This window comes from Streptosporangium sp. NPDC003464 (assembly GCF_053588315.1).
The window spans coordinates 1-22,921 of sequence record NZ_JBSFPS010000158.1; the positions used below are offsets into that span (position 1 = coordinate 1).

Below are 22,921 nucleotides of genomic sequence, written 5' to 3' on the forward strand. Positions count from 1 at the left end.
GCGCAGCCGGAGACGGCCGACTTCAGCTTGTGCGGCGAGCGCAGGCCCCGGTAGCGCAGCTCCAGGGCGATGGCCATGCCGACGGCGTCCTGCACGCCGTAGCGGCACCAGGTGGAGCCCACACAGGACTTCACCGTGCGCAGCGCCTTGCCGTAGGCGTGGCCGGACTCGAAGCCGGCGTCCACCAGCCGCTTCCAGATCAGCGGGAGCTGCTCCACCCGCGCCCCGAACAGGTCGATCCGCTGCCCTCCGGTGATCTTGGTGTAGAGGCCGAAGTCGCGGGCCACCTCGCCGATCACGATCAGCTTCTCGGGAGTGATCTCCCCGCCGGGGATGCGCGGCACCACCGAGTAGGTGCCGTTGCGCTGGATGTTGGCCAGGAAGTGGTCGTTGGTGTCCTGCAGGGCGGCCTGCTCACCGTCCAGGATGTGCCCGTTGCCGAGGGAGGCCAGGATCGAGGCGACGACGGGCTTGCACACGTCGCAGCCGCGCCCGGTGCCGTGCTCGGCGATGAGCCGGGAGAACGTCGTGATGCCGCGCACCCGGACGATGTCGAACAGCTCGGCCCTGCTGTGCGTGAAGTGCTCGCACAGTGCCTTGGAGACCTCGACGCCGGACTTGACCAGGATCTGCTTGAGCATCGGGACGCAGCTGCCGCAGGTGGTGCCGGCGCGGGTGCAGTCCTTGATCCCGGCCACGTCGGTCAGGCCCTTGTCCGCGATGGCCGCGCACACCCGGCCCTTGGTGACGTTGTTGCAGGAGCAGACCTGCGCGTCGTCGGGAAGGTCCATGCTCGCCGGGCCGCCGGTGAACAGCAGCTCGCTGGGCGCGCCCGGCAGGTCCCGGCCGACGAAGGGCTTGAGGGTGTTGTACGGCGTGGCGTCGCCGACGCAGATGCCGCCGAGCAGGGTGCGGGCGTCGTCGCTGACGAACAGCTTCTGGTAGACCCCGCCCACCGGGTCCATGAAGGTCACGTCGAGGGCGCCGTCCATGGCGCCGAACTGGGCGACCTCCACGCCGAGCAGCTTGAGCCTGGTGGACAGGTCCGCGCGGGCGAAGGCCGCCCCGCCGCCGAGGACCCGGTCCGCGGCGACCTCGGCCATCGTGAAGCACGGCCCGACCAGCCCGTAGACCACGCCCTCGTGCAGGGCGCACTCCCCCACCGCGTAGATCGCCGGATCGCTGGTGCGCATCCCGTCGTCCACGACGATCCCACCGCGCTCGCCGACCTCCAGCCCGGCCTGCCTGGCCAGCTCGTCGCGCGGCCGGACGCCCGCCGAGAAGACCACGATCTGCGCGTCGATCGTCTCCCCGTCCGGCTTGACCAGGCCCGCGACCCGCCCGTCCGGCCCGGCGACGATCTCCTTGGCCCCGGCCTCGGTGTGCACGCTCAGGCCGAGGGCCTCGATGTGGCCCCGCAGGACGGAGCCGCCGCCCTCGTCCACCTGCCGGGGCATGAGCCAGCCGCCCATCTCCACGACATGGGTCGACAGGCCCAGCCCGCGCAGCGCGTCGGCGGCCTCCAGCCCCAGCAGGCCGCCGCCGATGACGACGCCGCTGCCGGCGTGCGCCGCGGCCTCCCTGATCGCGTCCAGGTCGTCGATCGTCCGGTAGACGAAACAGCCCGGAAGCTCCCTGCCGGGCACCGGCGGCACGAACGGGCTGGACCCGGTGGCCAGCACCAGCACGTCGTACGGCTCCACGTGACCGTCGGCGGTGGTCGCCTTCCGGCCGGCCCTGTCGATCCCGGTGACCCGGGAGGCCAGCCGCAGCACGACGCCCTCCGGGACCGGGTAGGTGAGGTCCTCGGCGCTCTTGCCGGTGAGATAGGAGGTCAGCGCGACCCGGTCGTAGGCGGGCCGGGGCTCCTCCCCCAGAACGGTGATCCGGCCCTCGAACCCCTTGGCGACCAGCGCCTCGACCAGCCGGCTGGACGTCGGCCCATGCCCCACCACCACAACTCGCCGCTCCGTCATACCGAGATGCCCTCCTGCTCGCACAGCCAGCCGACGATGCCCTCGACCGCGTCGCGGCAGCCGCCGCAGCCGGTCGTGGCACGCGTGGCGGCGGCCACCGCCGCCACGTCCCGGGCGCCGGACTCCCAGCAGGCCCGGATCTGTCCCTTGGTCACGTTGTTGCACCGGCAGACCTTCGCCGCGTCCGGCATCCTGACCGGGCTCTCGGCGACCGTGCTGCCGGACAGGCCGGGGAACAGCAGCCCGGCCGGGTCCGCGGGGACCGGGGAGCCCCGGTCGAAGAGCTGGGTGAGGGTGCCCACCGCGGCCGTCTCGCCGAGGAGGATCGCGCCGACCAGGCGGCCGTCGCGGATGACGAGCTTGCGGTAGGTGCCCCGCGCCCGGTGGCTGAAGCGCACCACCTCGGCTTCGTCCTCGGTCAACTGGGTCTCGCCCATCGCCGCCAGCTCCACGCTCCTGGCCTTCAACCGGGTCACCAGCCGCGACCCCCGGTACCGGGAGGTCTTGTCCGCCCCGGTGACCAGGTCGGCGACCACGGCGGCCTGCTCCCAGGCAGGAGCCACCAGGCCGTAGACCGTGCCGTCGTGCTCGGCGCACTCACCGATCGCGAAGATCGACGGGTCGTCGGTCCGCATCTCGTCGTCGACGACGATCCCGCGCCGCACCTCCAGCCCCGCGTCCCCGGCCAGCCCCGTCACCGGCCGGACCCCGCAGGCCAGCACCACCAGATCCGCCTCGACCCTCTCGCCCGCGGCGAGCCGTACGCCGTCGTCGAAGATCTCCTCCACGACCACGCCGGTCCGCACCTCCACGCCCAGCTCCGCGAGGGTCTCCCCCAGCAGCAGTCCCGCCTCCGCGTCGAGCTGCCGGTCCATCAGGTGCCCGGCCAGGTGGAGCAGCGTGACCGGCAGCCCGCGCCCGGCCAGGCCGCGGGCCGCCTCGATGCCGAGCAGGCCGCCGCCGACCACCACGGCGCGCTGTGCCGTGCCGGCCGCGGCGAGGATCGCCTGGCAGTCGTCCATCGTCCGGAACGCCGTCGCCCGGGCCGCCCCGGGCACCGGCGGCACCACGGCGTCGCTGCCGGTCGCCAGCACCAGCACGTCGTACGGCTCGCGCCTGCCGTCCGCGGTGAGCACGGCCTGGGTGTCCCGGTCGACCGCGGTCACCTCGACGCCGAGCAGGGCCGTCACCGAATGGTCGCCGTACCAGGCCGGGTCCAGCAGCCGCACCTGGTCCGGCAACATCGTCCCGGCCACCACGTTCGACAGCAGCACCCGGTTGTAGGGCTGCCACGTCTCGGCGCCGAACACGGTCACCCTGACGTCCTTGTCCCGGGCACGGACCTCGCTGACGAGGCGGGCCCCCGCCATCCCGTTCCCCACGATCACCAACCGGGTCATCCGACACGCTCCAGCCTCACGGCGCAGACCTTGAACTCCGGCATTCCCGACACCGGGTCGAGCGCGGGATTGGTGAGCAGATTGGCCCCGGCCCAGTGGAAGGGCATGAACACGCTGTCCGGCCGGATCGCCGGGTTGACCCGGGCCACGCCCTCTGCCGCGCCCCGGCGGCCGACGACCCGCAGCCGCTCGCCCGGCGCCACCTCCAGACGCTCGGCGAGATCGGGATGGAGCTCCACGAAGACCTCCGGGACCACCGCGTTCAGGGCGGGGATCCGCCGGGTCTGGGCGCCGCTCTGGTAGTGCGCGAGCACCCGGCCGGTCGTCAGGTAGAGGGGGTATTCGCGGTCGATGTCCTCTTCGGGCGGGCGGTGCTCGACGGGCACGAACCTGGCGCGGCCGTCGGGGGTGGCGAAACGGTCCAGGAAGGGCCGGGGGGTGCCGGGGTGGTCCTCGGCCGGGCAGGGCCAGAACACGCCGGTCTCGGCGGCGATCCGCTCGTAGGTGATGCCCGCGTAGTCGGCGACGCCCCCGGCGGAGGCCCGCCGCAGCTCGTCGAAGACCTCGCGCGGGTCGGTCGGGAACCCCTGCGCGCCGCGCAGCCGTACGGCCAGGCCCCGGAGGATCTCCAGGTCGCTGCGGACGCCCTCGGGCGGGTCGGTGGCCTGGCGGCGCAGCAGCACCCGGCCTTCGAGGTTGGTCATCGTGCCGCTCTCCTCGGCCCACTGGGTCGTGGGCAGCACGACGTCGGCCAGCGCGGCCGTCTCCGACATGACGAGGTCGGAGACCACGAGCAGGTCCAGCGAGCGCAGCCGCCCGGCGATGTGCCCGGCCCGGGGGGCGGAGACCACCGGGTTGGAGCCGAACAGCAGCAGCGCCCGCGGGCCGCCGTCGGTCCCGAGCGCGTCGAGCAGCTCGTAGGCGGAGCGGCCCGGACCGGGCAGGTCCTCGGGCTCGATCCCCCACACGGCGGCCACGTGGGCGCGCGCGGCGGGATCGTCGATCCTGCGGTATCCCGGGAGCTGGTCGGCCTTCTGGCCGTGCTCGCGGCCGCCCTGCCCGTTGCCCTGCCCGGTGACGCAGCCGTAGCCGGACCCCGCACGGCCCGGCAGCCCGAGGGCGAGCGCGAGGTTGATGAACGCGCTCACCGTGTCGGTGCCCTTGGCGTGCTGCTCGGCGCCGCGACCGGTGAGGATCACCGCCCGGCCGGCGGCGGCGAGGATCTCCGCGGCCAGGCGCATCCGGGCGACCGGGACACCGGTGATCCGCTCCACCCGCTCGGGCCACCAGGCGGCGACCGAGGTGCGGACCGCGTCGAACCCGCTGGTGCGGCCGGCCACGTAGTCCTCGTCCACGTGCCCCTCGGCGATCACGATGTGCAGCAGGCCCAGGGCGAGCGCCAGATCGGTGCCGGGGGTCGGCTGGAGGTGGAGGTCGGCCTGCCGCACGGTCGCGGTGGCCCTGGGGTCGATGACGATCAGCCGGCCGCCCCGGTCGCGCATCGCCTGCAGGTGGCGGACGAACGGCGGCATGGTCTCGGCCACGTTGCCGCCCGCGATCAGGATCGCGCCGGCCCCGGCGAGGTCGGTGATCGGGAAGGGCAGGCCGCGGTCCATGCCGAAGGCCCGGTTGGCGGCGGCGGCGGCCGAGGACATGCAGAACCGGCCGTTGTAGTCGATCTGGCTGGTCCGCAGCACCACCCGGGCGAACTTGCCGAGCTGGTAGGCCTTCTCGTTGGTGAGCCCGCCCCCTCCGAACACGGCCACACCGTTGGGGCCGTGCTCTCCCTGGACGGCGCGGATCCGGGCGGCGACGAAGTCGAGCGCCTCGTCCCAGCCGACCGGCTCGCCGTACAGGAGCGGGGTGGTGAGCCGCTCGCCGCTGGTCAGCAGCTCACCGGCGGTCCAGCCCTTCTGGCACAGGCCGCCCGCGTTGGCGGGGATGTCCTCCCTCGGAGTGATCGTGACAGTCTCTCCGGCGGCCACGTTCATGCCGCACTGCAGGGCGCAGTAGGGGCAGTGGGTCGCCGCCCCCGCCTTCACAGGCGGCTGGGTGGGAAGTGAGATCGGCACATGTCCGATGGTGCTTTCGAGCGGTTTCACCGCTGGGTCCCCTCTGTTACCGGTGTGCTACAAGCCGCTAACGACGTTCACATTCGCGACGAGCCTGGTGTGAGCCGTTCAGACACGGGCGGCCGCCAGACCCGGCACCGGGCCGGCGGTCCGCAGGTAGCAGGCCCAGGTCACCAGCGCGCACATCGCGTAGAAGCCGGCGAAGGCGGCCAGCGCGGCGCCCGCGCCCCCGGTGGCGGCGATGGAGCTGCCGAACCCCCGGTTGATGAAGAAGCCGCCGAACGCGCCGATGGCGGAGATGATCCCGACCGCGGCGGAGGCGTCGCGCTTGCCGGTGGCCAGGGCGCTGTCGTAGGCGGGCGTGCCGGGGGCGATCCCCGCGGTGGCCTTGGCCCGGAAGATGGCCGGGATCATCCGGTAGGTGGAGCCGTTGCCGACGCCGGTGGTGGCGATCAGGAGCATGTAGGCGCCGAAGAAGAGCCCGAAGCCGTGCTGGGCCACGCCCTGCCAGACCAGCGCCGCCGCGCCCGCCATGGCGGCGAAGTTGACGAGCGTCACCCGGGCCCCGCCGAGCCGGTCGGACAGCCAGCCTCCGACCGGGCGGATCAGCGAGCCGAGGAGCGGGCCGACGAAGGCCAGCCCGATCAGGGAGGTCTGCTCGGGGAACTGGCTCTTGATGAGCAGCGGGAAGGCGGTGGAGTAGCCGATGAAGGAGCCGAAGGTGCCGATGTAGAGGACCGACATGATCCAGGTCTGGGCCCGACCGGCGATCTTCAGCTGGTCTCTCGGGCCGGCCTTGGCGGAGGTCAGGTTGTCCATGAAGAAGTAGGCGCCGGCCGCGGCGGCCACGATGAACGGGATCCAGAACAGCCCGGCGGCGGCCAGCCCGAAGGCGCCGATCACCAGTGGCATGACGAGCTGGACGGAGCTGACGCCGATGTTGCCGCCGGCCGCGTTGAGGCCGAGCGCCGCCCCCTGCTTGGACTGGGGATAGAAGTAGGTGATGTTGGCCATGCTGGAGGCGAAGTTGCCGCCGCCCAGGCCGGCGGTGGCGGCGATCAGCAGGAACACCCAGTACGGCGTGCCCGGGTCGCTCACCGCCACGGCCAGCAGCACCGCGGGGACGAGCAGGAGCAGCGCGCTGATCACGGTGAAGTTCCGGCCGCCGAACCTGGCCGGGGCGAAGGTGTAGGGGATGCGCAGCGCCGAGCCGATCAGATTGGGCAGCGAGACGATCCAGAAGAGCTGGTCGGTGGAGAACTCGTAGGAGCCGAGCTGCACGGTCACGATGCTCCACACCGTCCAGAGGGTGAAGCCGAGATGCTCGGCGAAGACCGAGAAGATCAGGTTGCGCCGGGCGACCTTCCGTCCCTCCCGGTCCCAGAACGCCGGGTCGTCGGGCCGCCACTCGCTGATCCAGCGCTTCGCCATCGTTCCTCCTGGGTCCTCAAAAAAGGAAGGTCTTCGAAAACCTAGAAGTGAGGCGTTACGCACATTCACGCTCTGTGATGGTGCACGGGTTACGTGTGATTAACCTCCGAAATATGCAATGCACAGGCCGCACATGCGTAACGTCCTGGAAACATGCCGATCCTGCCGGTCACGGTTGAGGCAATGCGACAATGGGAATCGTGTGCGTGTCAGTCCGTCGCCTCGGGGAGTGCGTGTGGCCGTCCAGCCGATCCGACCCTTCGCTGATCCAGTGCTACGGACCGTAGCCGAACCCGTGACCGTCTTCGACCGCGAGCTGCGCGGTCTGGTCAAGTCCCTCCAGGCGACCATGCGCGCCGGAGCCGGCCGCGCGGGGCTGGCCGCCCCGCAGATCGGCGTCCCGCTGCGCGTCCTCGTCTACGCGGTGGAGGGCAGGTCGGGCCATCTGATCAACCCGCGCCTGGAGCCCTCGGAGCGGACGGTCGTGGCCGACGAGGCCTGCCTGTCGGCGCCCGGCCTGTGGTGGCCGCTGGAACGCTCCTACATGGTCACCGCCCGCGGCCGCGACATGTTCGGCAGGCCCGTCACCATCCGTGCCCTGGGCATGCTCGCCCGGGTCCTCCAGCACGAGGCCGACCACCTCGACGGAGTCCTGTTCGCCGACCGCCTGCCCGCCGACGAGCGCGAGCGATTCCTGCAGGCCGTCCCCTCCTGACCGGCGCCGTCGGCCCCGCGCGCCGACCCGCCGCCGAGACATTTGCCCATCATGCCGCTGACCTGTAGCCTTTGATAGTTGCAGTCGAAGTTCTCGATGGTGCTTGTCATCACAGGCACTCACAGGAAGACCGCCGACAGCGGGCGTTACAGTTTCTCCGGATGGTTTCCGCGGATGCTTGGTAGGGTCCGCAACGCAGCCCCGGACCGTCGACCTGATGGTTCGGTGAGGCTCCCAATGAGGAGAAGTAGTTTTGTCTGAGGGCACTGTTAAGTGGTTCAACGCCGAAAAGGGCTTCGGGTTCATCGCGCCGGATGACGGCAGCGCCGATGTCTTCGTGCACTACTCGGCGATCAACTCCGGTGGTTACCGCACCCTGGAGGAGAACCAGCGTGTCAGTTTCACCACCACGCAGGGCCAGAAGGGCCCGCAGGCCGACCAGGTTCAGGTCATCTGACCTGTTCTAAAAGGCTTCCATCCAGGCCCGCACCGCTCCGGCGGTGCGGGCCTGGATCTTTTTTTACCGATTCTTTCGGCCCGCCACCCGGCCCGTGCGCCGAGCTCCGTAACAGCTCTCCGCGGGTGCCGGGCAGCGCCGGGTGTCGGGTCAGGGGATGCGCGAGAGCCGGATCAGCGCGCTGGCGTGGTCGGTCGTCAGGTCGAGGCTGAGGCCGTGCTGGAGCAGGACTGCGCCGTGGTGGAGGCCGCCGCTGTCGTCGTCGCGGTAGACGGCGGCCGGGTCGAGGCCCAGCAGGCGGACCGGCAGGACCGGTCCGGCCGCCCGGCGGGGCTGCTGCCAGCCGAGGACCACGGTCTGCGCGCCGTCGCGGCTGACGTACTGGACGGCGGTGCGGCCGGCGTGGGTGCCGAGCCGGTACTGCACTCCGTGCTGGACGGTTCCGCGGATCTCCTTGTACAGGGTGACGAGCTCGGTGGCTTCGGCGAGTTCGGCGGCCGACCATTCCAGCAGGTTGCCGCCGATGCCGAGGACGCCCGCCATGGCGACGTGGAAGCGGAAGCGCAGCGGCAGGGCGCGGCGGGTGAGGTAGTTGGGGCTGTCGGTGACCCAGGCGGCCATGGTGCGGGCGGGGTAGAGCTGGCTGTAGCCGTCCTGGATGGCGATGCGGTCGACGGCGTCGGTGTTGTCGGAGACCCAGGCCTCGTCGGTGCGGGCGAGCATGCCGAGGTCGGCCCGGCCGCCGCCGCCCGCGCAGGTCTGGACGCGCAGGCGGGGGTGGTCCTCACGGAGGCGGTCGATGACGGAGTGGACGCCGTGGACGTGGTCGAACCACAGGCGGGTGGCGTCCGGGCCGGCGTCGGGCCATCCGGCTTCGGTGAACGCGCGGTTCATGTCCCATTTGAGGTAGTCGATGGCGTGGTCGCGGAGCAGCGCGTCGAGCCATTCGTGCGCCCAGCTCACGACGTCGGGGCGGGCGAAGTTGAGGACCAGCTGGTTGCGCAGGGTGGTGCGGGCGCGGTGCGGCATGTGCAGCACCCAGTCGGGGTGGGCACGGTAGAGGTCGCTGTCGGGGTTGACCATCTCCGGTTCGACCCACAGGCCGAAGCGCATGCCGAGCCGGTGCACCTCGTCGATGAGCGGGGTCAGGCCGGACGGGAAGGCGGTGGGGTTGACGTGCCAGTCGCCGAGGCCGGCGTCGTCGCTGTCGCGGGCGCCGAACCAGCCGTCGTCCATCACGAACAGCTCGGCGCCGACGGCGGCGGCCCGGGCGGCGAGGTCCTTCTGGTTGGTCTCGGTGACCGCCCAGCCGGTGGCCTCCCAGGAGTTGTAGACGACCGGGCGGACGGTGTCGGGGTCGGGCAAGACGTGCCGGGCGATGTGGTCGTGCCAGGCGCGGCTGGTGCTCCCGAACCCACCCGCCTGGTAGAGGCCGAGGAACGGCGGGGTCTGCCGGCTCTGGCCGGCGGGCAGCCGCCAGGACAGCCCCTCATGGCCGAAGCCGCCGGTCCAGGTCAGCCGTCCGGTGGGCGAGTGGTCGACGGTGACGCGCCAGCTCCCGCTCCAGGCCAGGGCCGTGCTCCAGACGTCGCCGCGCTCCTCGGTGGCCGTCCCGTCGTCGATCATCAGCCAGGGGTGGGCCTGGTGGCTGGACAGGCCGCGCCTGCTGGTCAGGACCGTCTCGCCGATCGGCAGCGCGACGCGTTCCAGCTGGAACTCGCCGGCCCACGCGCCGGTGATGTGGCTGAGGCGGTAGCCGGCGCGCAACGGCGCGGTCCAGGCCGCGGAGTCGGCGCGGGCCAGAACCAGGGGATCCTCGCCCTCCTGGCCGGTGTGGCGCAGCTTCAGCCGGCGTTCGATCACGTCGCTGCCCTCGTGCAGCCGGTAGTGCAGCTCGACCTCCAGCGGATGGCGGCGGTCGCGCAGGTGCAGCACCAGGCCGTCGTCCGAGATCACATGCCCGGCGAAACGCCATTCGGCCTTCGACGTCCCGTCGGGGAAGACCGGCAGGAGGCTCTGCGGGCCGAAGCCATCGGTGACCAGCTCACCGCCCTCGCCGGCCGGGCTCTCGAAACTGCTGTCGGCCGGCCGGAGCCGGCCGGGGACGCTCGCCGCCTGGGCGAGCGTGAGCGGCGGCCCCCAGTACACGTGCCTGGGCACGTCCTCGCCGTCGAGCCGGACCGCGTAGGCGGAGCCGGGGGTGCGCAGCAGCCACAGCCGATGTGCGGGGTCGAACTGGACGGAGGGAGGCGTGGCGGACAACAGGACTCCAAGGATCAAGGGATTTGCCCGTAGCGTAGGCCGGAGTCAGGCAGAAATACATTCTTGACGAAGTTAATTTATTGACCGTACTGTTCCGGCATGCCGCGCATCGCACCCCCCAGGGCGCCCATCACCAGCCCGGCGGCCGCGACCGTCTTCGAGCTGGTGCTGACATCGGCTCAGGGCTGGTCGTCAACGGAGGTCTGGTCTCCGGCGCGTACGGCGTCGCCGGGGAGATCGGGCACGTGCCGGTCGCCGAAGTCCGGCCCGCCATGCCACTGCGGCGGGACCGGCTGCGTGGAGGCGATCGCTTCGACCGAGGCGATCGTCATCCGGGCGAGGCACGTCACCGGCGAGCCGGAGCTGACCATGGCACAGGCCGTGGAGCGGGCCCGCGCCGGTGACCCGGCCGTCCGCGAGGTGTTCGCCCGCGCCGGTCACGCCATCGGACGAGGTCTGGCGGCCCTGGTCAACCTGTTCGGCCCGGAACGGGTGGTCGTGTCGGGCGAGGGCCTGGAGGCCTTCGACCTCTTCGAGGACCAGCTCCGGCGGACCTTCGCCGCGCAGGCCTTCGGCAGCGCGGCCCGCTGCGAGCTCCTGCTGCGCCCGCTCCCCTTCGAGGAATGGGCCCGCGGCGCCGCCGCGGTCGCCGTGCGGAGCCTGTTCACCCCCGCCTGACCCTCACATACCCGTTGACGGTCACCCGCCCTGCCCGTCCCTTGAGTCACCCTGTCCTTCAGTCCGGCAACCACTACATCCCTCCATGAGTGTGGGGTGGCCGTCTCGATGGCCACCCCCACACCCATGCGCCCTTGCCGCCCCGGGTCCGGTGAGGGCCGCCGGCCGGCCCGGGGCCCGTCTCCGGGCGCCCTCGTCGCCGGCGGGCGCCGTCGCCGCGGGGACGGGCCGTCAGAGCCTGACGCCGAGCAGCGCGTCCACGATGTCCGTCACGAGCGCGGGCGCCCCGGGGTCGGCGCCCCCCTCGGCCAGCGCCCGGTCGGCCCAGGCGTCGACGACCGCGAGCGCTCCGGGGGTGTCCAGGTCGTCGGTCATGCGGGCGCGGATCTCCGCGAGCACGGTCTCCGCCTCCGGACCGGCCGGCAGGCCGGTGGCGGCGCGCCAGCGCGCCAGCCGTGCCTCGGCGGAGGCGAGCTGGTCGGCGGTCCACTCCCAGTCGCTGCGGTAGTGGTGCGCCAGCAGGGACAGCCGGATGGCCATCGGGTCGGTCTCCTGGCGGAGCCGGGAGACGAAGACCAGGTTGCCCTTGGACTTGGACATCTTCTCGCCGTCGAGGGCGACCATCCCCGCGTGCACGTAGGCCCTGGCGAAGGGCCACTCGTTGCAGGCGACGTGGCCCTCGTGGGCGCCGCACTCGTGGTGGGGGAAGATCAGGTCGGAGCCGCCGCCCGCGACGTCGAACCCGCTGCCCAGGTTGGCCAGCGCGATCGCGGTGCACTCGATGTGCCAGCCGGGCCTGCCCCGGCCGAACGGCGAGGGCCAGGACGGCTCACCGGGGCGCTCGGCGCGCCAGAGCACCCAGTCGAGCGGGTGCTTCTTGCCGGGCCTGTCGGGGTCGCCGCCGCGCTGGCCGGCCAGGTCGATCATCCGCTCCTCGGAGTATCCCGAGACGGCGCCGAACTTCGGCGCCGCGGAGACGTCGAAGTAGACGTCCCCGTCGAGGACGTAGGTGGCCCCCTTGTCGCGCAGGAGCTCGATCAGCTCGGCGACCTGGTCGATCACCTCGGTGACGCCGACGTATTCGCGCGGGGGGAGGATCCGCAGCGCCTCCATGTCGGTGCGGAACAGCTCGATCTCCCGCTCGGCGAGCTCCCGCCAGTCCTGCCCGGTCTGTTCGGCACGTTCCAGGAGCGGATCGTCCACGTCGGTGGTGTTCTGGGTGAAGTGGACGTCATGACCGGCGTCCTGCCAGACCCGGTTGACCAGGTCGAAGGCGAGGTAGGTGTTGGCGTGCCCCAGATGGGTGGCGTCGTAGGGCGTGATGCCGCAGACGTACAGCCGCGCCGTGGGGCCGGGCTGGGTGGGGCCGACCTCTCCTGCGGCGGTGTCGAACAACCGCAGCGGAGCACCAACACCAGGGAGCCGAGGGACCTTCGGCGCAGACCACGATCTCATGTATTGAGCCTATCCAGCGGACGGACCGCCCCGATCAGCCCGGGGCGGTGGGGACACGGGGCACTCATGTCAACCGCCGGAGCTCGGCCCGTCATTCCGGCAGGACACTACGGAAGGCCGCCGGATCGCGTGGATCATCGGTGAAGTCGTAGCGGACCCCGCCGGCGGCCAGCGCCAGCAGGGTGACCGACAGGGAGCCGTAGGCCCGCCCGTCGGGCAGCTCCTGATGGATGATCATGGTGCGGGGATCCTCGGGGGGCAGGCCCGCCCCGGTCGCGAGCTCCCGCCACTCCCCCCAGGGGGCGTCGAGGGCCGGGGGACGGCCGGCCTTGGCGAAGAGCGGGCGGAAGAACGCGACGCGCTCGTTGTCGTCGCCCTGCTCCCAGCCGCTGTTGACGATCATGTGGGTCCCGGCGGGGAGCTCGTCCATCCCCAGCTCCGTCCCGTTCCAGTGCCACACCCGGGCCCCGCCGGGATCGGCCAGGACCAGGTGGAAGGGGTCGTAGCGGGCCAGGTCCAGGTCCGGCAGGCGGCCTGCGGCCGCCGCCCGCAGCGGCAGCTCGCCCCGGGAACGGCGCGTGTCCTCCGGTGCGAGCAGGCCGCGGCCGTTGAGCAGCGCGCCCACCCGCCTGGCCGCGGGGTCGACGGCCAGCCAGGTGCCTCCCGCCTGGAGGTCGCGCCCGCCGATCAGGCCCGGCCAGTGCTCGGCCGGAGGGAGCCAGGGCCGGGTGGTGAACTCATCGCGCACCCCGACGAGGATCAGGGGGATCTTGGCGCTCGGATCGATGCTGACGACAACCGTGCACATGCCCGGCAGGGTACGCCCCCGCCGGGGACCGCCTCAGATCGGGGGCCAGGGGATCGCGGGCCAGTCCTGGGAGGGCAGCGGGTGCAGGCCGGTGTCGAGCAGCCTGCGGACCCGGGACCAGGTGGCCTCGACCTCGGCCAGGGTGAGCAGCTCGCGGAGCCGGCGGCCCAGGCGCCCCTGCTCCAGGTCCCGCTCAAGGCGGGCCAGGACGTTCATGGCCTCCCGGGACAGGGGCTTGCCGCGCCACTGCCAGAGCACGGTGCGGAGCTTGTCGTCGGCGGAGAAGGAGACGCCGTGGTCGACCCCGTGGATGTGGCCGTCGACCAGCGGGAGCAGATGGCCGCCCTTGCGGTCGGCGTTGTTGACGACGGCGTCGAAGACGGCCATCCGGCGCAGCGCGGGCAGCCGGCTGCGGATGAGCGCCATCAGGTCGACCTCCGGGTCGGTGTCGATCCAGAGCTGGCACATGCCGGGGCCGAAGGGGCCGTCGCGGTAGACGGTCGGCGGGACGATCCGCCAGCCGGTCGCCGCCGAGACCTCGAAGGCGGCCACCTCCCGGGCGGCCAGGGTGCCGTCGGGGAAGTCCCAGAGCGGGCGCTCCCCGCGTACGGGCTTGTAGACGCAGGCCGCCACGTGCCCGCCGAGCCGTACGGAACAGTAGAGCGTCATGTTGCTCGCCTCGATCAGCCGGCCCTCGACCTCCAGCCGACCGTCGCGGAGCAGACGCAGAGCGGTCTCGTCGTCCAACCCCCTCGCGGGCGCCGCGCTCAGCGTGGGCTCGCTTTCGGCACTCATTCGCCTCCCTCAACCGATGAAGCGCTACTACCCCGGTAACCGTTGAGACGCACGCAGATATGCCCGCCGGCATCGAGCGGCTGGCCGCAGAGCGGACAGGGTGGACGGCCCGCCGCGACGAGGGCCATGGCGCGTTTGGTGAAGGCCCGGGCCACGCCGGGACTGATGTGCACGCGCAGCACCGCGGGCTCGGCGGCCTCGGTGAGCCCGGCCAGCGAGGACTCCTCGAACTCCTCGTCCTCGGCGACGATCTCCTGGGCCTCGATCACCACCTGCGCGGTGTCGGCGTCCCAGGCCAGGGCCATCGTGCCGACTTTGAAGTCCTCGCTGATCGGCACGTCGAGCGGGCCGTTGTCGGTCAGCCCGGCGGGGGCGGCGGCCGGGACCTGGGCGGTCCCGCCGCTGCGCCGCAGGACCTCGTCGAGGAGCTCGTCCAGCCGGTCGGCCAGCGCGGCGACCTGGAACTTCTCCAGCCCCACGGTGGTCAACCGGCCCTGTCCCCGGGCCTGCAGGAAGAAGGCTCGTGATCCCGGTTGCCCAACGGCACCGGCCACAAACCTCTCGGGTGGGTCATAGTCGAAGACCGGCATAGCCCGACCTTACGTGGTCCCGGCTCCGCCGCCGACTGCGGCATCGCTCCCGGTGAGATTTTCTCCCCCGTCGCCATCCTCCGAACCCTCCGGGGGACGCAGTCCTGTCACATCTCCGCCGACGTCGTTGAGCCTGAGCACGAAGGGACGCAAGGGGGTGTAGCGGATCGCGGTGAGCGAGGCGGGATCGGCCGCTATCCGCTGGAACTGGTCCAGATGGAGCCCCATCGCGTCGGCCACGATGGCCTTGATCACGTCTCCGTGGCTGCAGACGAGATAGACCGCCTCCGGGCCCAGGCGCTCGTTCCACTCCCTGACGGCGGTCACCGCCCGGTGCTGGACGGCGGGCAGGGATTCTCCCCCGGGGAAGGTCACGGCGCTCGGATGGGTCTGCACGACCTTCCAGAGGGGATCCTTGGCGAGCTCGCCGAGCGGGCGGCCCGTCCACTCGCCGTAGCGGCACTCGCCGAACCGCTCGTCGGTCTGCACCCGCGCCGCCCGGCCGTCGGCGATCGCCTGGGCGGTCTCCTGGCAGCGCTCCAGCGGGCTGGAGACGATCGCGTCCAGCTCCAGCGTCGCCAGCCGCGCGGCCAGCGCCTCCGCCTGCGCCTGGCCCGCCGTGCTGAGATGGACATCCGGGGTCCAGCCGGCCAGCACCGGACCGGTCAGGTGGGTCAGGCCGTGTCTGGCCAGCAACAAGGTCGTCACGTGGCCAAGTCTTGCAGGCTTCACTCCACTACTTTTAACTGCCCGACCGGTAACCTGGCCGGATCATGGAGCAGCGCTATGTGGGCCGGAGCGGCCTGTCGGTATCCCGCCTCGGGCTGGGGACGATGACATGGGGACGTGACACCGGCGCCGAGGAGGCCGCGGCGCAGCTCCGCACGTTCGCCGAGGCCGGCGGCACCCTCATCGACACCGCGGACGTCTACACGGGCGGCGAGGCCGAGAGGCTGCTGGGCAGGCTGATCCGCGACGCGGTGCCGCGCTCGGAGCTGGTGCTGTCGACCAAGGCCGTGCTCACCCCCGCCGGGCGCCGGCCGCGCGACGCCTCCCGCCGGCACCTGATCGCCGCCATCGACGCCTCGCTGACCCGTCTCGGGGTCAACGAGGTGGAGCTGTGGCAGCTGCACGCCTTCGACCCGGACGTCCCCCTGGAGGAGACCCTGGCCGCGGTGGACGCCATCGTGTCCTCGGGCCGGGCGGCCTACGCCGGGGTGTGCGACTACACCGGCTGGCAGCTCGCGGCGGCCGCCGTCGGACAGCGGGCGGTCCCCGGCCGGGTGCCGATCGTCGCGGCCCAGGTCGAATACTCGCTGCTGGCCAGGGAGGCCGAGCGCGAGCTGGTCCCGGCCGCCGAGCACGTCGGCGCCGGGGTGCTCGCCTGGTCGCCGCTCGGCCGGGGGGTGCTGACCGGCAAATACCGCACCGGCATCCCCGCCGACTCGCGGGCCGCGACCCCGCACTTCGCCGACTTCGTCACGCCCTACCTGGACGAGAGGTGCCGGCGGGTCGTGGAGTCGGTGACGACCGCGGCCGAGGGGCTGGGCGTCTCACCTCTGTCGGTCGCCCTGTCCTGGGTCCGCGACCAGCCCGGGGTGACCTCGGCGATCGTCGGCGCCCGCACCCACGCCCAGCTCTCCGGCGTGCTCCAGGCCGAGGACCTCACCCTGCCGATGGAGATCAGGGAGGCGCTCGACGACGTCTCCGCGGACTGAGACATGCGCGGACGTCCCCGCGGCCCGCGCAGGCGGAACGCCGTGGGGACGGGAGACGAGGAGAGAATGAGAATCCGTCTCGCGTATCACTAGTCGATACCGAATCGCAACTTTACCTGGAAAACTCCGGCCTCCCCACAAAACTGTCAATGAGCGACGGGAGGGGGCGCCCGGATGTCGGCGAGGTCCGACCGTTGATGGGCAAGGGGGGCAATTGCGAACTGCGATCTCTGCCGGTGCGCTGGCGCTGGCGCTGAGCGGCGGGATCTTCACGGCCGCGGCCGCGAGCGCCGCGCAACCGGACTGCGACAACGGCGGGCTGCTCGGCGGGGTGACGGACGGTCTGTGCAAGGCCGTGGACACCGTCGGCGACGTCGTGGAGGGGGTGACGGACGCCGTGGCGCCCCCGGCCGCCAAGAAGGAGGACGGCGCCCCCGGCGCCGCGGGCGCCTCCGAGGAGACGGAGGAGGCGTCCGTGAAGAGCGCCGAGGCCCCGCCGCCCGCCTCCGCCCCGTCCCCCTCCGCCCCCGACACCCGGGCCGCGCCGGAGCCGCCCGCCGACGACAGCCTGCTGCCCAAGGCCCTCGACGACGTCTGCCTGCCGCTGGTGGCCTCACCCGAGTGCACGAGCCCGTCGGCGATCTCCGCCCCGGAGAAGCCGGAGAAGACCGAGCAGCCGCCCGCGCGGCCGAGCCCCCGCCCCTCACCGAGCGGCAGGAGCGAGCCGGCCGAGAGGAAGGCGGTGCCGCTGCCGGTGGAGCCGCTGCGCCCGCCGGAGACCCGCACGCGCGTCCCCGACGTCGGGGAGCCGGTGGCCCCCCGGCCCTCGCCCGTGGTCGACGCCGAGGCGCCCCGGGTCGAGCTGCTGTGGCCCCGCCCCGCCATGCAGGAGTTCCAGAGGCGCGTGCAGGAGCTTCAGACGCGCAGGACCGACGGGCGGCCCCTGAGGCCCACCCGGTCGTCCGACACGCTGGGCACCGTGCTCACCACCGCCCTGCTGCTCGCGGCGATCCTCGCCGTCCGGCTGCTGTACGCCAGGCGGGCCGAGGAGGAGTCGATGCCGTTCGAGCCGCTCCGGATGAGCCGGCACCGGACGGCCTAGCCGTATCGGCCGGGCCGTCCGGGCACGTGCGCGTCTCTCAGGCGCCGATCGCGTGGACGCCGCCGTCGACGTGGACGATCTCACCGGTCGTGGCCGGGAACCAGTCGGACATCAGCGCGAGGCAGGCCTTGGCCGCGGGCACGGTGTCGCTCAGGTCCCAGCCGAGCGGCGCCTTGTCCGGCCAGCTGTCCTCGAACTCCTTGAAGCCCGGGATGCTCTTGGCCGCCATCGTGCGCAGCGGCCCGGCCGCGACCAGGTTGACGCGGATGCCGTGCTTGCCCAGGTCGCGGGCCAGGTAGCGGGAGCACGACTCCAGGCCGGCCTTGGCCACGCCCATCCAGTCGTAGACGGGCCAGGCCTTGCTGGCGTCGAAGTCGAGGCCGACGACCGCGCCGCCCTCCTTCATCAGCGGCAGGCAGGCTACGGCCAGCGACTTGAACGAGTAGGTGGACACGTGCAGGGCGGTGGCCACGTCCTCCCACGAGGTGTTCAGGAAGTTTCCGCCCAGGCAGCTCTGCGGGGCGAAGCCGATGGAGTGCACCACGCCGTCGAGCCCGTCCAGGTGCTCGCCGACCCGGTCGGCCAGCGAGTCGAGGTGCTCGACGTTCTGCACGTCCAGCTCGATCACCGGCGGCGGCTCGGGGAGCCGTTTGGCGATGCGCTCGACCAGGCTGAGGCGGCCGAAACCGGTCAGCACGACCTTCGCGCCCTCCTCCTGGGCCAGCTTGGCGACGGAGAAGGCGATCGAGGCGTCGGTCAGGACGCCGGTGACCAGGATGCGCTTGCCTTCGAGGATTCCCATGTCAGTGCCCCATTCCCAGGCCGCCGTCCACGGGGATGACGGCCCCGGTGATGTAGGCGGCGTCCTCGCTCGCCAGGAACTTGACCACACGCGCGACCTCGTCGGCGCTGGCGTAGCGGCCCAGCGGGATGTTCTTGCGGATCTGCTCCTGGTACGCCTCGTCGAGCGCGGCGGTCATGTCGGTCTCCACGAAGCCCGGGGAGACCACGTTGACCGTGATGCCGCGCGAGCCGAGCTCCCGGGCCACCGACCGGGCGAAGCCGATCATCCCGGCCTTGGAGGCGGCGTAGTTGCTCTGCCCGGCCGAGCCGAGCATCGCCACCACCGAGGAGACCAGCACGATCCGGCCGCGCTTGAGCCGCAGCATGCCGCGCGTGGCGCGCTTGGCCACCCGGTAGGCACCGGTCAGGTTGGCGTCGATGACGTCGGTGAAGGCGTCCTCCTTCATCATCGGCAGCAGCGTGTCCTTGGTGATGCCCGCGTTGGCGACGAGCACCTCGACCGGGCCGTGCTCGGCCTCGACCTTCTCGAACGCCGCGTCGACGTCGGCCGTGCTGGTCACATCGCACCGCACGCCGAACAATCCCTCGGGGGGCTCTCCGGAGCGGTAGGTCACGGCGACGGCGTCACCGGCCTGGGCGAGCTGGCGGGCGATCGCGAGGCCGATGCCGCGGTTGCCGCCGGTTACGAGAACAGATCGAGCCATAGAGCTGACGCTATCGGCTACCCGGGGGTAAACCTCTTGTCCGTGGGGGACAAGATCACAGGGCTAGGATCGTTGACATGCGCCAGATCGATCCCGATTTCCTCGCTCTGCCCATGAGGCGGCTGGCGGACGCGGCCCTGCAACGCGCCCGTGACCTCGGCGCCGAGCACGCCGACTTCCGGCTCGAGCGCGTCCGCTCGGAGACCCTGCGCCTGTCCGACGCCACGCTCGAAGGCTCCATCGACGCCGACGACCTCGGCTACGCCGTGCGGGTCGTCAAGAACGGCACCTGGGGGTTCGCCTCCGGCATCGAGCTCACCCCCGAGGCGGCCGTGCGGACCGCCGAGCAGGCGGTGGAGGTGGCGGTCATCTCCGCGGCGGTCAACCGCGAGCCCATCGAGCTGGCCCCCGAGCCGGTCCACTCCGACGTCACCTGGGTCTCGGCCTACGAGGTCGACCCGTTCGAGGTGCCGATGCGGGAGAAGGTCGCCCTGCTCGCCGGCTGGTCGGACGGCCTGCTGCGGGATCCGCGCGTGGACCACGTCCAGGCCTCGCTGAAGCAGGTCAAGGAGCAGAAGTTCTACGCCGACACCTCCGGCACCTCCACCACCCAGCAGCGGGTGCGGCTGCACCCGGAGCTGGAGGTGATGAAGGTCGACGGCGGGCGTTTCGAGTCGATGCGCACGCTGGCCCCGCCGGTCGGCCGGGGGTACGAATACCTCACCGGCACCGCCTGGGACTTCCCCGACGAGCTCGCCCGCCTCCCCGAACTGCTGGAGGAGAAGCTCAGGGCGCCGTCGGTCGAGGCCGGAAGCCTTCCACGGACTGAGCTGGAGTCCAGCGCCCTCATGACCCATCCGTCACCCGCGCCCTCGCCCACCTCCCAGCCGCCCCCCGCCGTCCGACCGGCTGCTCAGCGCCCCGGTGACCCCCAAGCGCCACCCTCCGCCGAACCTTCCCCCAGCTCCATGCCCTCCCCGACCTCCACCCCGGCCCAAGGGGTGGAGGTCGAGTATTCGGGGATCGACCCCGCTCTGATGGACGACTTCGAGCGGGGACTCGGCCGGGCACAGGACGCGCTCGGCCGGAACGAGCCGCAGATCCGCCGAGCCCTGCAGCAGTTCGATCTGGACACCTCGGGGCTGAGCGTCCTGCGCGAGATGCAGAGCTGGATCGGGACCAGCCGCCCCGACCTGCGGCGCCGTAGCGACGCGATCCGCGCCGAGCGCACGGAGTGGGGGGCCTCCTCCACCGTTCCCGGCGGGCTGGCCGCCTTCGACGAGGCGCTGTACGGCAAGGCCGCCCACGACCCCGACGTCTATGCCGCGGTCGCCCGGCTGGCCGGGACCGCCGAGAGCGGCGAGGTCGACGGGAAGACCCTGGCGGAGTTGGAGAAGCGGACGGGGAACGTGACGTTCGCCGCCGCGCTGATGAACACGATGGGCGCGGCGACGTTCCGCGCGTTGATGACGGCGGCCGTGGGGCGCAAGGGCGACAAGAAGGCGGAGCGGCTGCAGGCCGCCCTCGGCAAGACGCTGGGTACGGCGAGCTCGCGGCTGAGCGCCGCCTGGCGCGACAAGCTCACTTCCGACCTCACTCCCGGGTGGGAGGAGCGGGAGTACCGCGCGATCGCGGTGGCACTGAAAAACGGCACTTTCAACACCGCGTTTCTGCTGGCGGTCGCCAAAAAGATCGACGCCTGGGATCGCACGCCGTATCCCCCCGGTACGAACTCGCTTGTCATGGTGCCTCTCATGGAGGCGCTCGCCCGTGATCCTGCGGCTGCTCAGGACTTCTTCGCGGGTGACCCAACCGCACTGAAGCACTTCCTGACCGAGTGGAACATGAGCGACGGAGGTGAGGCCTTGGGCAAGGCGCTGGAGGCCGCGATGCTCACCTTCCGCGATCACGACGGTTCACCGGAGAAGCCTTCGCGCGGTTACCTGTCGGCCAAGCTGGCCTCGGAGTTCATGCATCTGGAAGCGGAGCGGATCAAGGCAGGTGATTCCATCGAACCGTTCCTGAAGCCCGTCACCGTCGGCCACATCCTCGCTGGTTACATCAGAGACATCAACTACGTCACGCATAGAGGTCGCGGTCCCGTTACGCCCGGAGTCCGGGATGCTGACAATCCCGGTGCGTCCGGGCAGGACCCCTGGGGAGCGCAGTTCAACAAGGAGGAGCTGCACCGCGTGATGAAGGAGGCGTTCGCGGATTCCAAGGCGTTCGCCCCCGTTCTGGCCGCTCAGACGGCGTTCACCGGCTGGCTTCTCGACCGGGGCGCTGCGGAGATGGCCGTCGGGCGAGGCGATGGAACACTCAGGGCCAGTGTGAAACAAATTGGAGGGGCGTTCGGCATGATCACCGACGCGGCGGGGTTGGCCAAGATCGAGGAGGGCAGGGAGCTGGATGAGGCACAGGAGCGGAATATGAAGCTCCTCACGGCCGCGGTCAACACCGGACTCGCCATCCCGCAGACGGGGGCTTGGCCGATCGTGGCGGGTGTCACGGGGGCGTGGAGCAGCCAGATCGAGGACCTGGCCAAGGGGGACGCGGAGACCAAAGCCCGTAGTGAAGCCAACGCCGCCGTCGACCAGACCCGTGCCCTCGTGCACGACCTCACCGCTCGGGCCATGCTTAAGCATGGAGTGTTTGGCTCGGCCGAGCCCGCCGCTGCGACCCACCCCTGGGCCTCGCTGGAAGACCTCAAGAAGGGAGACGATCCCCGCGACAACCCCAACAACTTCCTCAAGGAGGACGGTCGGACGCTTATGACCATGGACGAAATGATCGATAAAACGGCCACCAACAGCACCGACAAGTATCGGCGAGTCGAGGCATATGAGCGGTGGCTCTACCAGGGACCGTCGGGACGGCCCTGGCAGGACGTTGAAGACCGCCTGGATCAAGGCTTCTCCAACGGTTTCGCTCAGTACGGATCATGATGAGAAGACCGTTCGCCGCGGTGGTGGCGCTGGCCTGCACCCTGGCCGTGTCGACGGCCTGCCGAAATGAGGAGGTGAAGGTCGACCGCAGCCCTTTGCCGACGATGGCCACCCCTCCGTATCTCTGCGACCACATCCCGCTGAAGGCGGTGGAGTTGATGACAGGAGTGCGTGACCCGCTGGTCCGCGGTCACTTCGACCTCACGTATCCCGGAGATCTCGGCGATGGAAGCTGCGTGATCTACCAGCGGGACGGCGAGCGGCGGAAGGTGCTGCTGATCGATCTCACTCCCGACGGATCCCCGGAGGAGATCAAAGAGCAACTTGAAGACGGCGCCTTGCCGTTGCCGGAAATCATCCCGGGAGCCATCGGTTCTTACTTCAAGGCCTCGGACAGTACGAGCAACGACGCATATGCGCTGCTTGTGCGGGGCAAAGCGGCGCTCTCCATCCAACTGGAGATAGGTGTCGCGGGGCGCGACAACGCCGCCGATGTGCTGGCGCTGATGAAACTGATCGCGCCGAAGCTGCTCACCGATGCCGGCGCTCCGTCCGCGACGACCATGTCTCCCCCTCCGTCCCCGACGAAGGAGTGATCAGGCCGTGGCCGAGATGGTGCCCAACCCGCTCTATGAGGCGTTGGGGGATGCTCTGCGGAGGGTCGAGCCGCTGGTCCAGGAGATCGAGAAGGACGTCGAAGCGCCGTACCGGCAGTTTCACTCGGGCAAGGTGTGGACGGGGCCGGCCGCCAAGCGGTTCGACGAACAGCTTGCCCACTATCGCACGCGTGCCCGCGGCTCGGGGGAGAAGATCCTGTCCGACCTGCGTCAGGCGCTGGCCCGCACGCCGCGCCAGGTGAGTGAGCAGGAGGCCAGGATGATCAGAAGCAGGTACGGCCTGTCCTGACGGTGTCAGGTCACTTCGGGCGCAGCGAGGTGAGCAGCAGGTCGGCGAAGTGCTCCCCGATCTCGGCGCCGGACAGCGCCCCCTCCGGGCTGTACCAGGTGCC

General features: G+C 71.4%; 19 protein-coding genes and 2 pseudogenes. 9 read left to right on the forward strand and 12 right to left on the reverse strand.

Annotated features, from left to right (window positions below):
• From nirB to ACWDS7_RS29670, 4 genes are all read right to left on the reverse strand, one after another.
• The coding region (nirB, locus tag ACWDS7_RS29655) for a nitrite reductase large subunit NirB (protein ID WP_451931934.1) at window positions 1-1,976 on the reverse strand (1,976 nt) is incomplete at its 3' end.
• Window positions 1,973-3,376 (reverse strand): FAD-dependent oxidoreductase, encoded by a 1,404-nt coding sequence (locus ACWDS7_RS29660; protein ID WP_451931935.1) that lies wholly within the window; start codon window positions 3,374-3,376, stop codon window positions 1,973-1,975. The genes ACWDS7_RS29660 and nirB, both read right to left, overlap by 4 nt.
• The gene (locus ACWDS7_RS29665) at window positions 3,373-5,448 is read right to left on the reverse strand and encodes a molybdopterin oxidoreductase family protein (RefSeq protein WP_451931936.1); all 2,076 of its coding nucleotides are present in this window, start codon (window positions 5,446-5,448) and stop codon (window positions 3,373-3,375) included. The genes ACWDS7_RS29660 and ACWDS7_RS29665 overlap by 4 nt, the downstream gene beginning before the upstream one ends.
• A 108-nt stretch (window positions 5,449-5,556) precedes the next feature.
• Window positions 5,557-6,879: an MFS transporter gene (locus ACWDS7_RS29670; RefSeq protein ID WP_306869024.1), complete on the reverse strand. Its 1,323-nt coding sequence runs from the start codon at window positions 6,877-6,879 to the stop codon at window positions 5,557-5,559.
• A 235-nt stretch (window positions 6,880-7,114) separates the two neighbouring features.
• Between ACWDS7_RS29670 and def the strand changes: the two genes are divergently transcribed.
• Window positions 7,115-7,594 carry a peptide deformylase gene (def, locus tag ACWDS7_RS29675; RefSeq protein ID WP_451931937.1) on the forward strand — a complete coding sequence of 160 codons (480 nt, stop codon included), beginning with the start codon at window positions 7,115-7,117 and terminating at the stop codon, window positions 7,592-7,594.
• Between the two features lie 253 nt (window positions 7,595-7,847).
• Window positions 7,848-8,051 (forward strand): cold-shock protein, encoded by a 204-nt coding sequence (locus ACWDS7_RS29680; RefSeq protein WP_306869021.1) that lies wholly within the window; start codon window positions 7,848-7,850, stop codon window positions 8,049-8,051.
• Window positions 8,052-8,201: 150 nt separating this feature from the next.
• Here the strand turns inward: ACWDS7_RS29680 and ACWDS7_RS29685 are convergent, their stop codons facing one another.
• Window positions 8,202-10,313 carry an alpha-galactosidase gene (locus ACWDS7_RS29685; protein WP_451931938.1) on the reverse strand — a complete coding sequence of 704 codons (2,112 nt, stop codon included), beginning with the start codon at window positions 10,311-10,313 and terminating at the stop codon, window positions 8,202-8,204.
• 80 nt (window positions 10,314-10,393) lie between these two features.
• Between ACWDS7_RS29685 and ACWDS7_RS29690 the strand changes: the two are divergent.
• Together ACWDS7_RS29690 and ACWDS7_RS29695 are read left to right on the forward strand one after the other, a co-directional pair.
• Window positions 10,394-10,528: pseudogene (locus tag ACWDS7_RS29690) on the forward strand (hypothetical protein); the annotation flags it as partial.
• Window positions 10,479-10,991: an ROK family protein gene (locus ACWDS7_RS29695; RefSeq protein WP_451931939.1), complete on the forward strand. Its 513-nt coding sequence runs from the start codon at window positions 10,479-10,481 to the stop codon at window positions 10,989-10,991. The pseudogene ACWDS7_RS29690 and the gene ACWDS7_RS29695, both read left to right, overlap by 50 nt.
• A gap of 231 nt (window positions 10,992-11,222) precedes the next feature.
• On the opposite strand, the gene mshC is transcribed toward ACWDS7_RS29695, so the two are convergent.
• The 5 genes from mshC to ACWDS7_RS29720 form a co-directional block, all read right to left on the reverse strand.
• Complete coding sequence (gene mshC / locus ACWDS7_RS29700; protein ID WP_451931940.1) at window positions 11,223-12,446, reverse strand: cysteine--1-D-myo-inosityl 2-amino-2-deoxy-alpha-D-glucopyranoside ligase; 1,224 nt, start codon at window positions 12,444-12,446, stop codon at window positions 11,223-11,225.
• Between the two features lie 91 nt (window positions 12,447-12,537).
• Window positions 12,538-13,254 (reverse strand): NRDE family protein, encoded by a 717-nt coding sequence (locus ACWDS7_RS29705; RefSeq protein ID WP_451931941.1) that lies wholly within the window; start codon window positions 13,252-13,254, stop codon window positions 12,538-12,540.
• Between the two features lie 33 nt (window positions 13,255-13,287).
• Window positions 13,288-14,049 carry an SCO1664 family protein gene (locus ACWDS7_RS29710; RefSeq protein ID WP_306869005.1) on the reverse strand — a complete coding sequence of 254 codons (762 nt, stop codon included), beginning with the start codon at window positions 14,047-14,049 and terminating at the stop codon, window positions 13,288-13,290.
• Window positions 14,046-14,639, reverse strand: coding sequence for a DUF3090 domain-containing protein (locus ACWDS7_RS29715; RefSeq protein WP_451931942.1), 594 nt, complete (start codon window positions 14,637-14,639; stop codon window positions 14,046-14,048). The genes ACWDS7_RS29710 and ACWDS7_RS29715 overlap by 4 nt, the downstream gene beginning before the upstream one ends.
• A 9-nt stretch (window positions 14,640-14,648) precedes the next feature.
• On the reverse strand, window positions 14,649-15,347 hold the full coding sequence (locus tag ACWDS7_RS29720; RefSeq protein ID WP_451931943.1) for a histidine phosphatase family protein: 699 nt from the start codon (window positions 15,345-15,347) through the stop codon (window positions 14,649-14,651).
• A 65-nt stretch (window positions 15,348-15,412) separates the two neighbouring features.
• On the opposite strand from ACWDS7_RS29720, the gene ACWDS7_RS29725 reads away from it, so the two are divergent.
• Both ACWDS7_RS29725 and ACWDS7_RS29730 read left to right on the forward strand, forming a co-directional pair.
• Window positions 15,413-16,357 carry an aldo/keto reductase gene (locus ACWDS7_RS29725; RefSeq protein WP_306868997.1) on the forward strand — a complete coding sequence of 315 codons (945 nt, stop codon included), beginning with the start codon at window positions 15,413-15,415 and terminating at the stop codon, window positions 16,355-16,357.
• Window positions 16,358-16,571: 214 nt separating this feature from the next.
• Entirely contained in the window at window positions 16,572-17,459 is an 888-nt protein-coding gene (locus tag ACWDS7_RS29730; RefSeq protein ID WP_451931944.1) for a hypothetical protein, read from the forward strand.
• A gap of 37 nt (window positions 17,460-17,496) precedes the next feature.
• Here the strand turns inward: ACWDS7_RS29730 and fabI are convergent, their stop codons facing one another.
• Together fabI and ACWDS7_RS29740 are read right to left on the reverse strand one after the other, a co-directional pair.
• Window positions 17,497-18,261: an enoyl-ACP reductase FabI gene (gene fabI, locus ACWDS7_RS29735; RefSeq protein WP_451931945.1), complete on the reverse strand. Its 765-nt coding sequence runs from the start codon at window positions 18,259-18,261 to the stop codon at window positions 17,497-17,499.
• Window position 18,262: 1 nt separating this feature from the next.
• The gene (locus ACWDS7_RS29740) at window positions 18,263-18,967 is read right to left on the reverse strand and encodes a beta-ketoacyl-ACP reductase (RefSeq protein ID WP_306868987.1); all 705 of its coding nucleotides are present in this window, start codon (window positions 18,965-18,967) and stop codon (window positions 18,263-18,265) included.
• A gap of 77 nt (window positions 18,968-19,044) precedes the next feature.
• Between ACWDS7_RS29740 and ACWDS7_RS29745 the strand changes: the two are divergent.
• The 3 genes and pseudogenes from ACWDS7_RS29745 to ACWDS7_RS29755 form a co-directional block, all read left to right on the forward strand.
• Window positions 19,045-19,779: pseudogene (locus tag ACWDS7_RS29745) on the forward strand (PmbA/TldA family metallopeptidase); the annotation flags it as partial.
• Window positions 19,780-21,932: 2,153 nt separating this feature from the next.
• Entirely contained in the window at window positions 21,933-22,508 is a 576-nt protein-coding gene (locus tag ACWDS7_RS29750) for a hypothetical protein (RefSeq protein ID WP_451931946.1), read from the forward strand.
• Window positions 22,509-22,515: 7 nt separating this feature from the next.
• The gene (locus ACWDS7_RS29755) at window positions 22,516-22,818 is read left to right on the forward strand and encodes a hypothetical protein (protein WP_306865535.1); all 303 of its coding nucleotides are present in this window, start codon (window positions 22,516-22,518) and stop codon (window positions 22,816-22,818) included.
• Window positions 22,819-22,921: the final 103 nt, after the last annotated feature.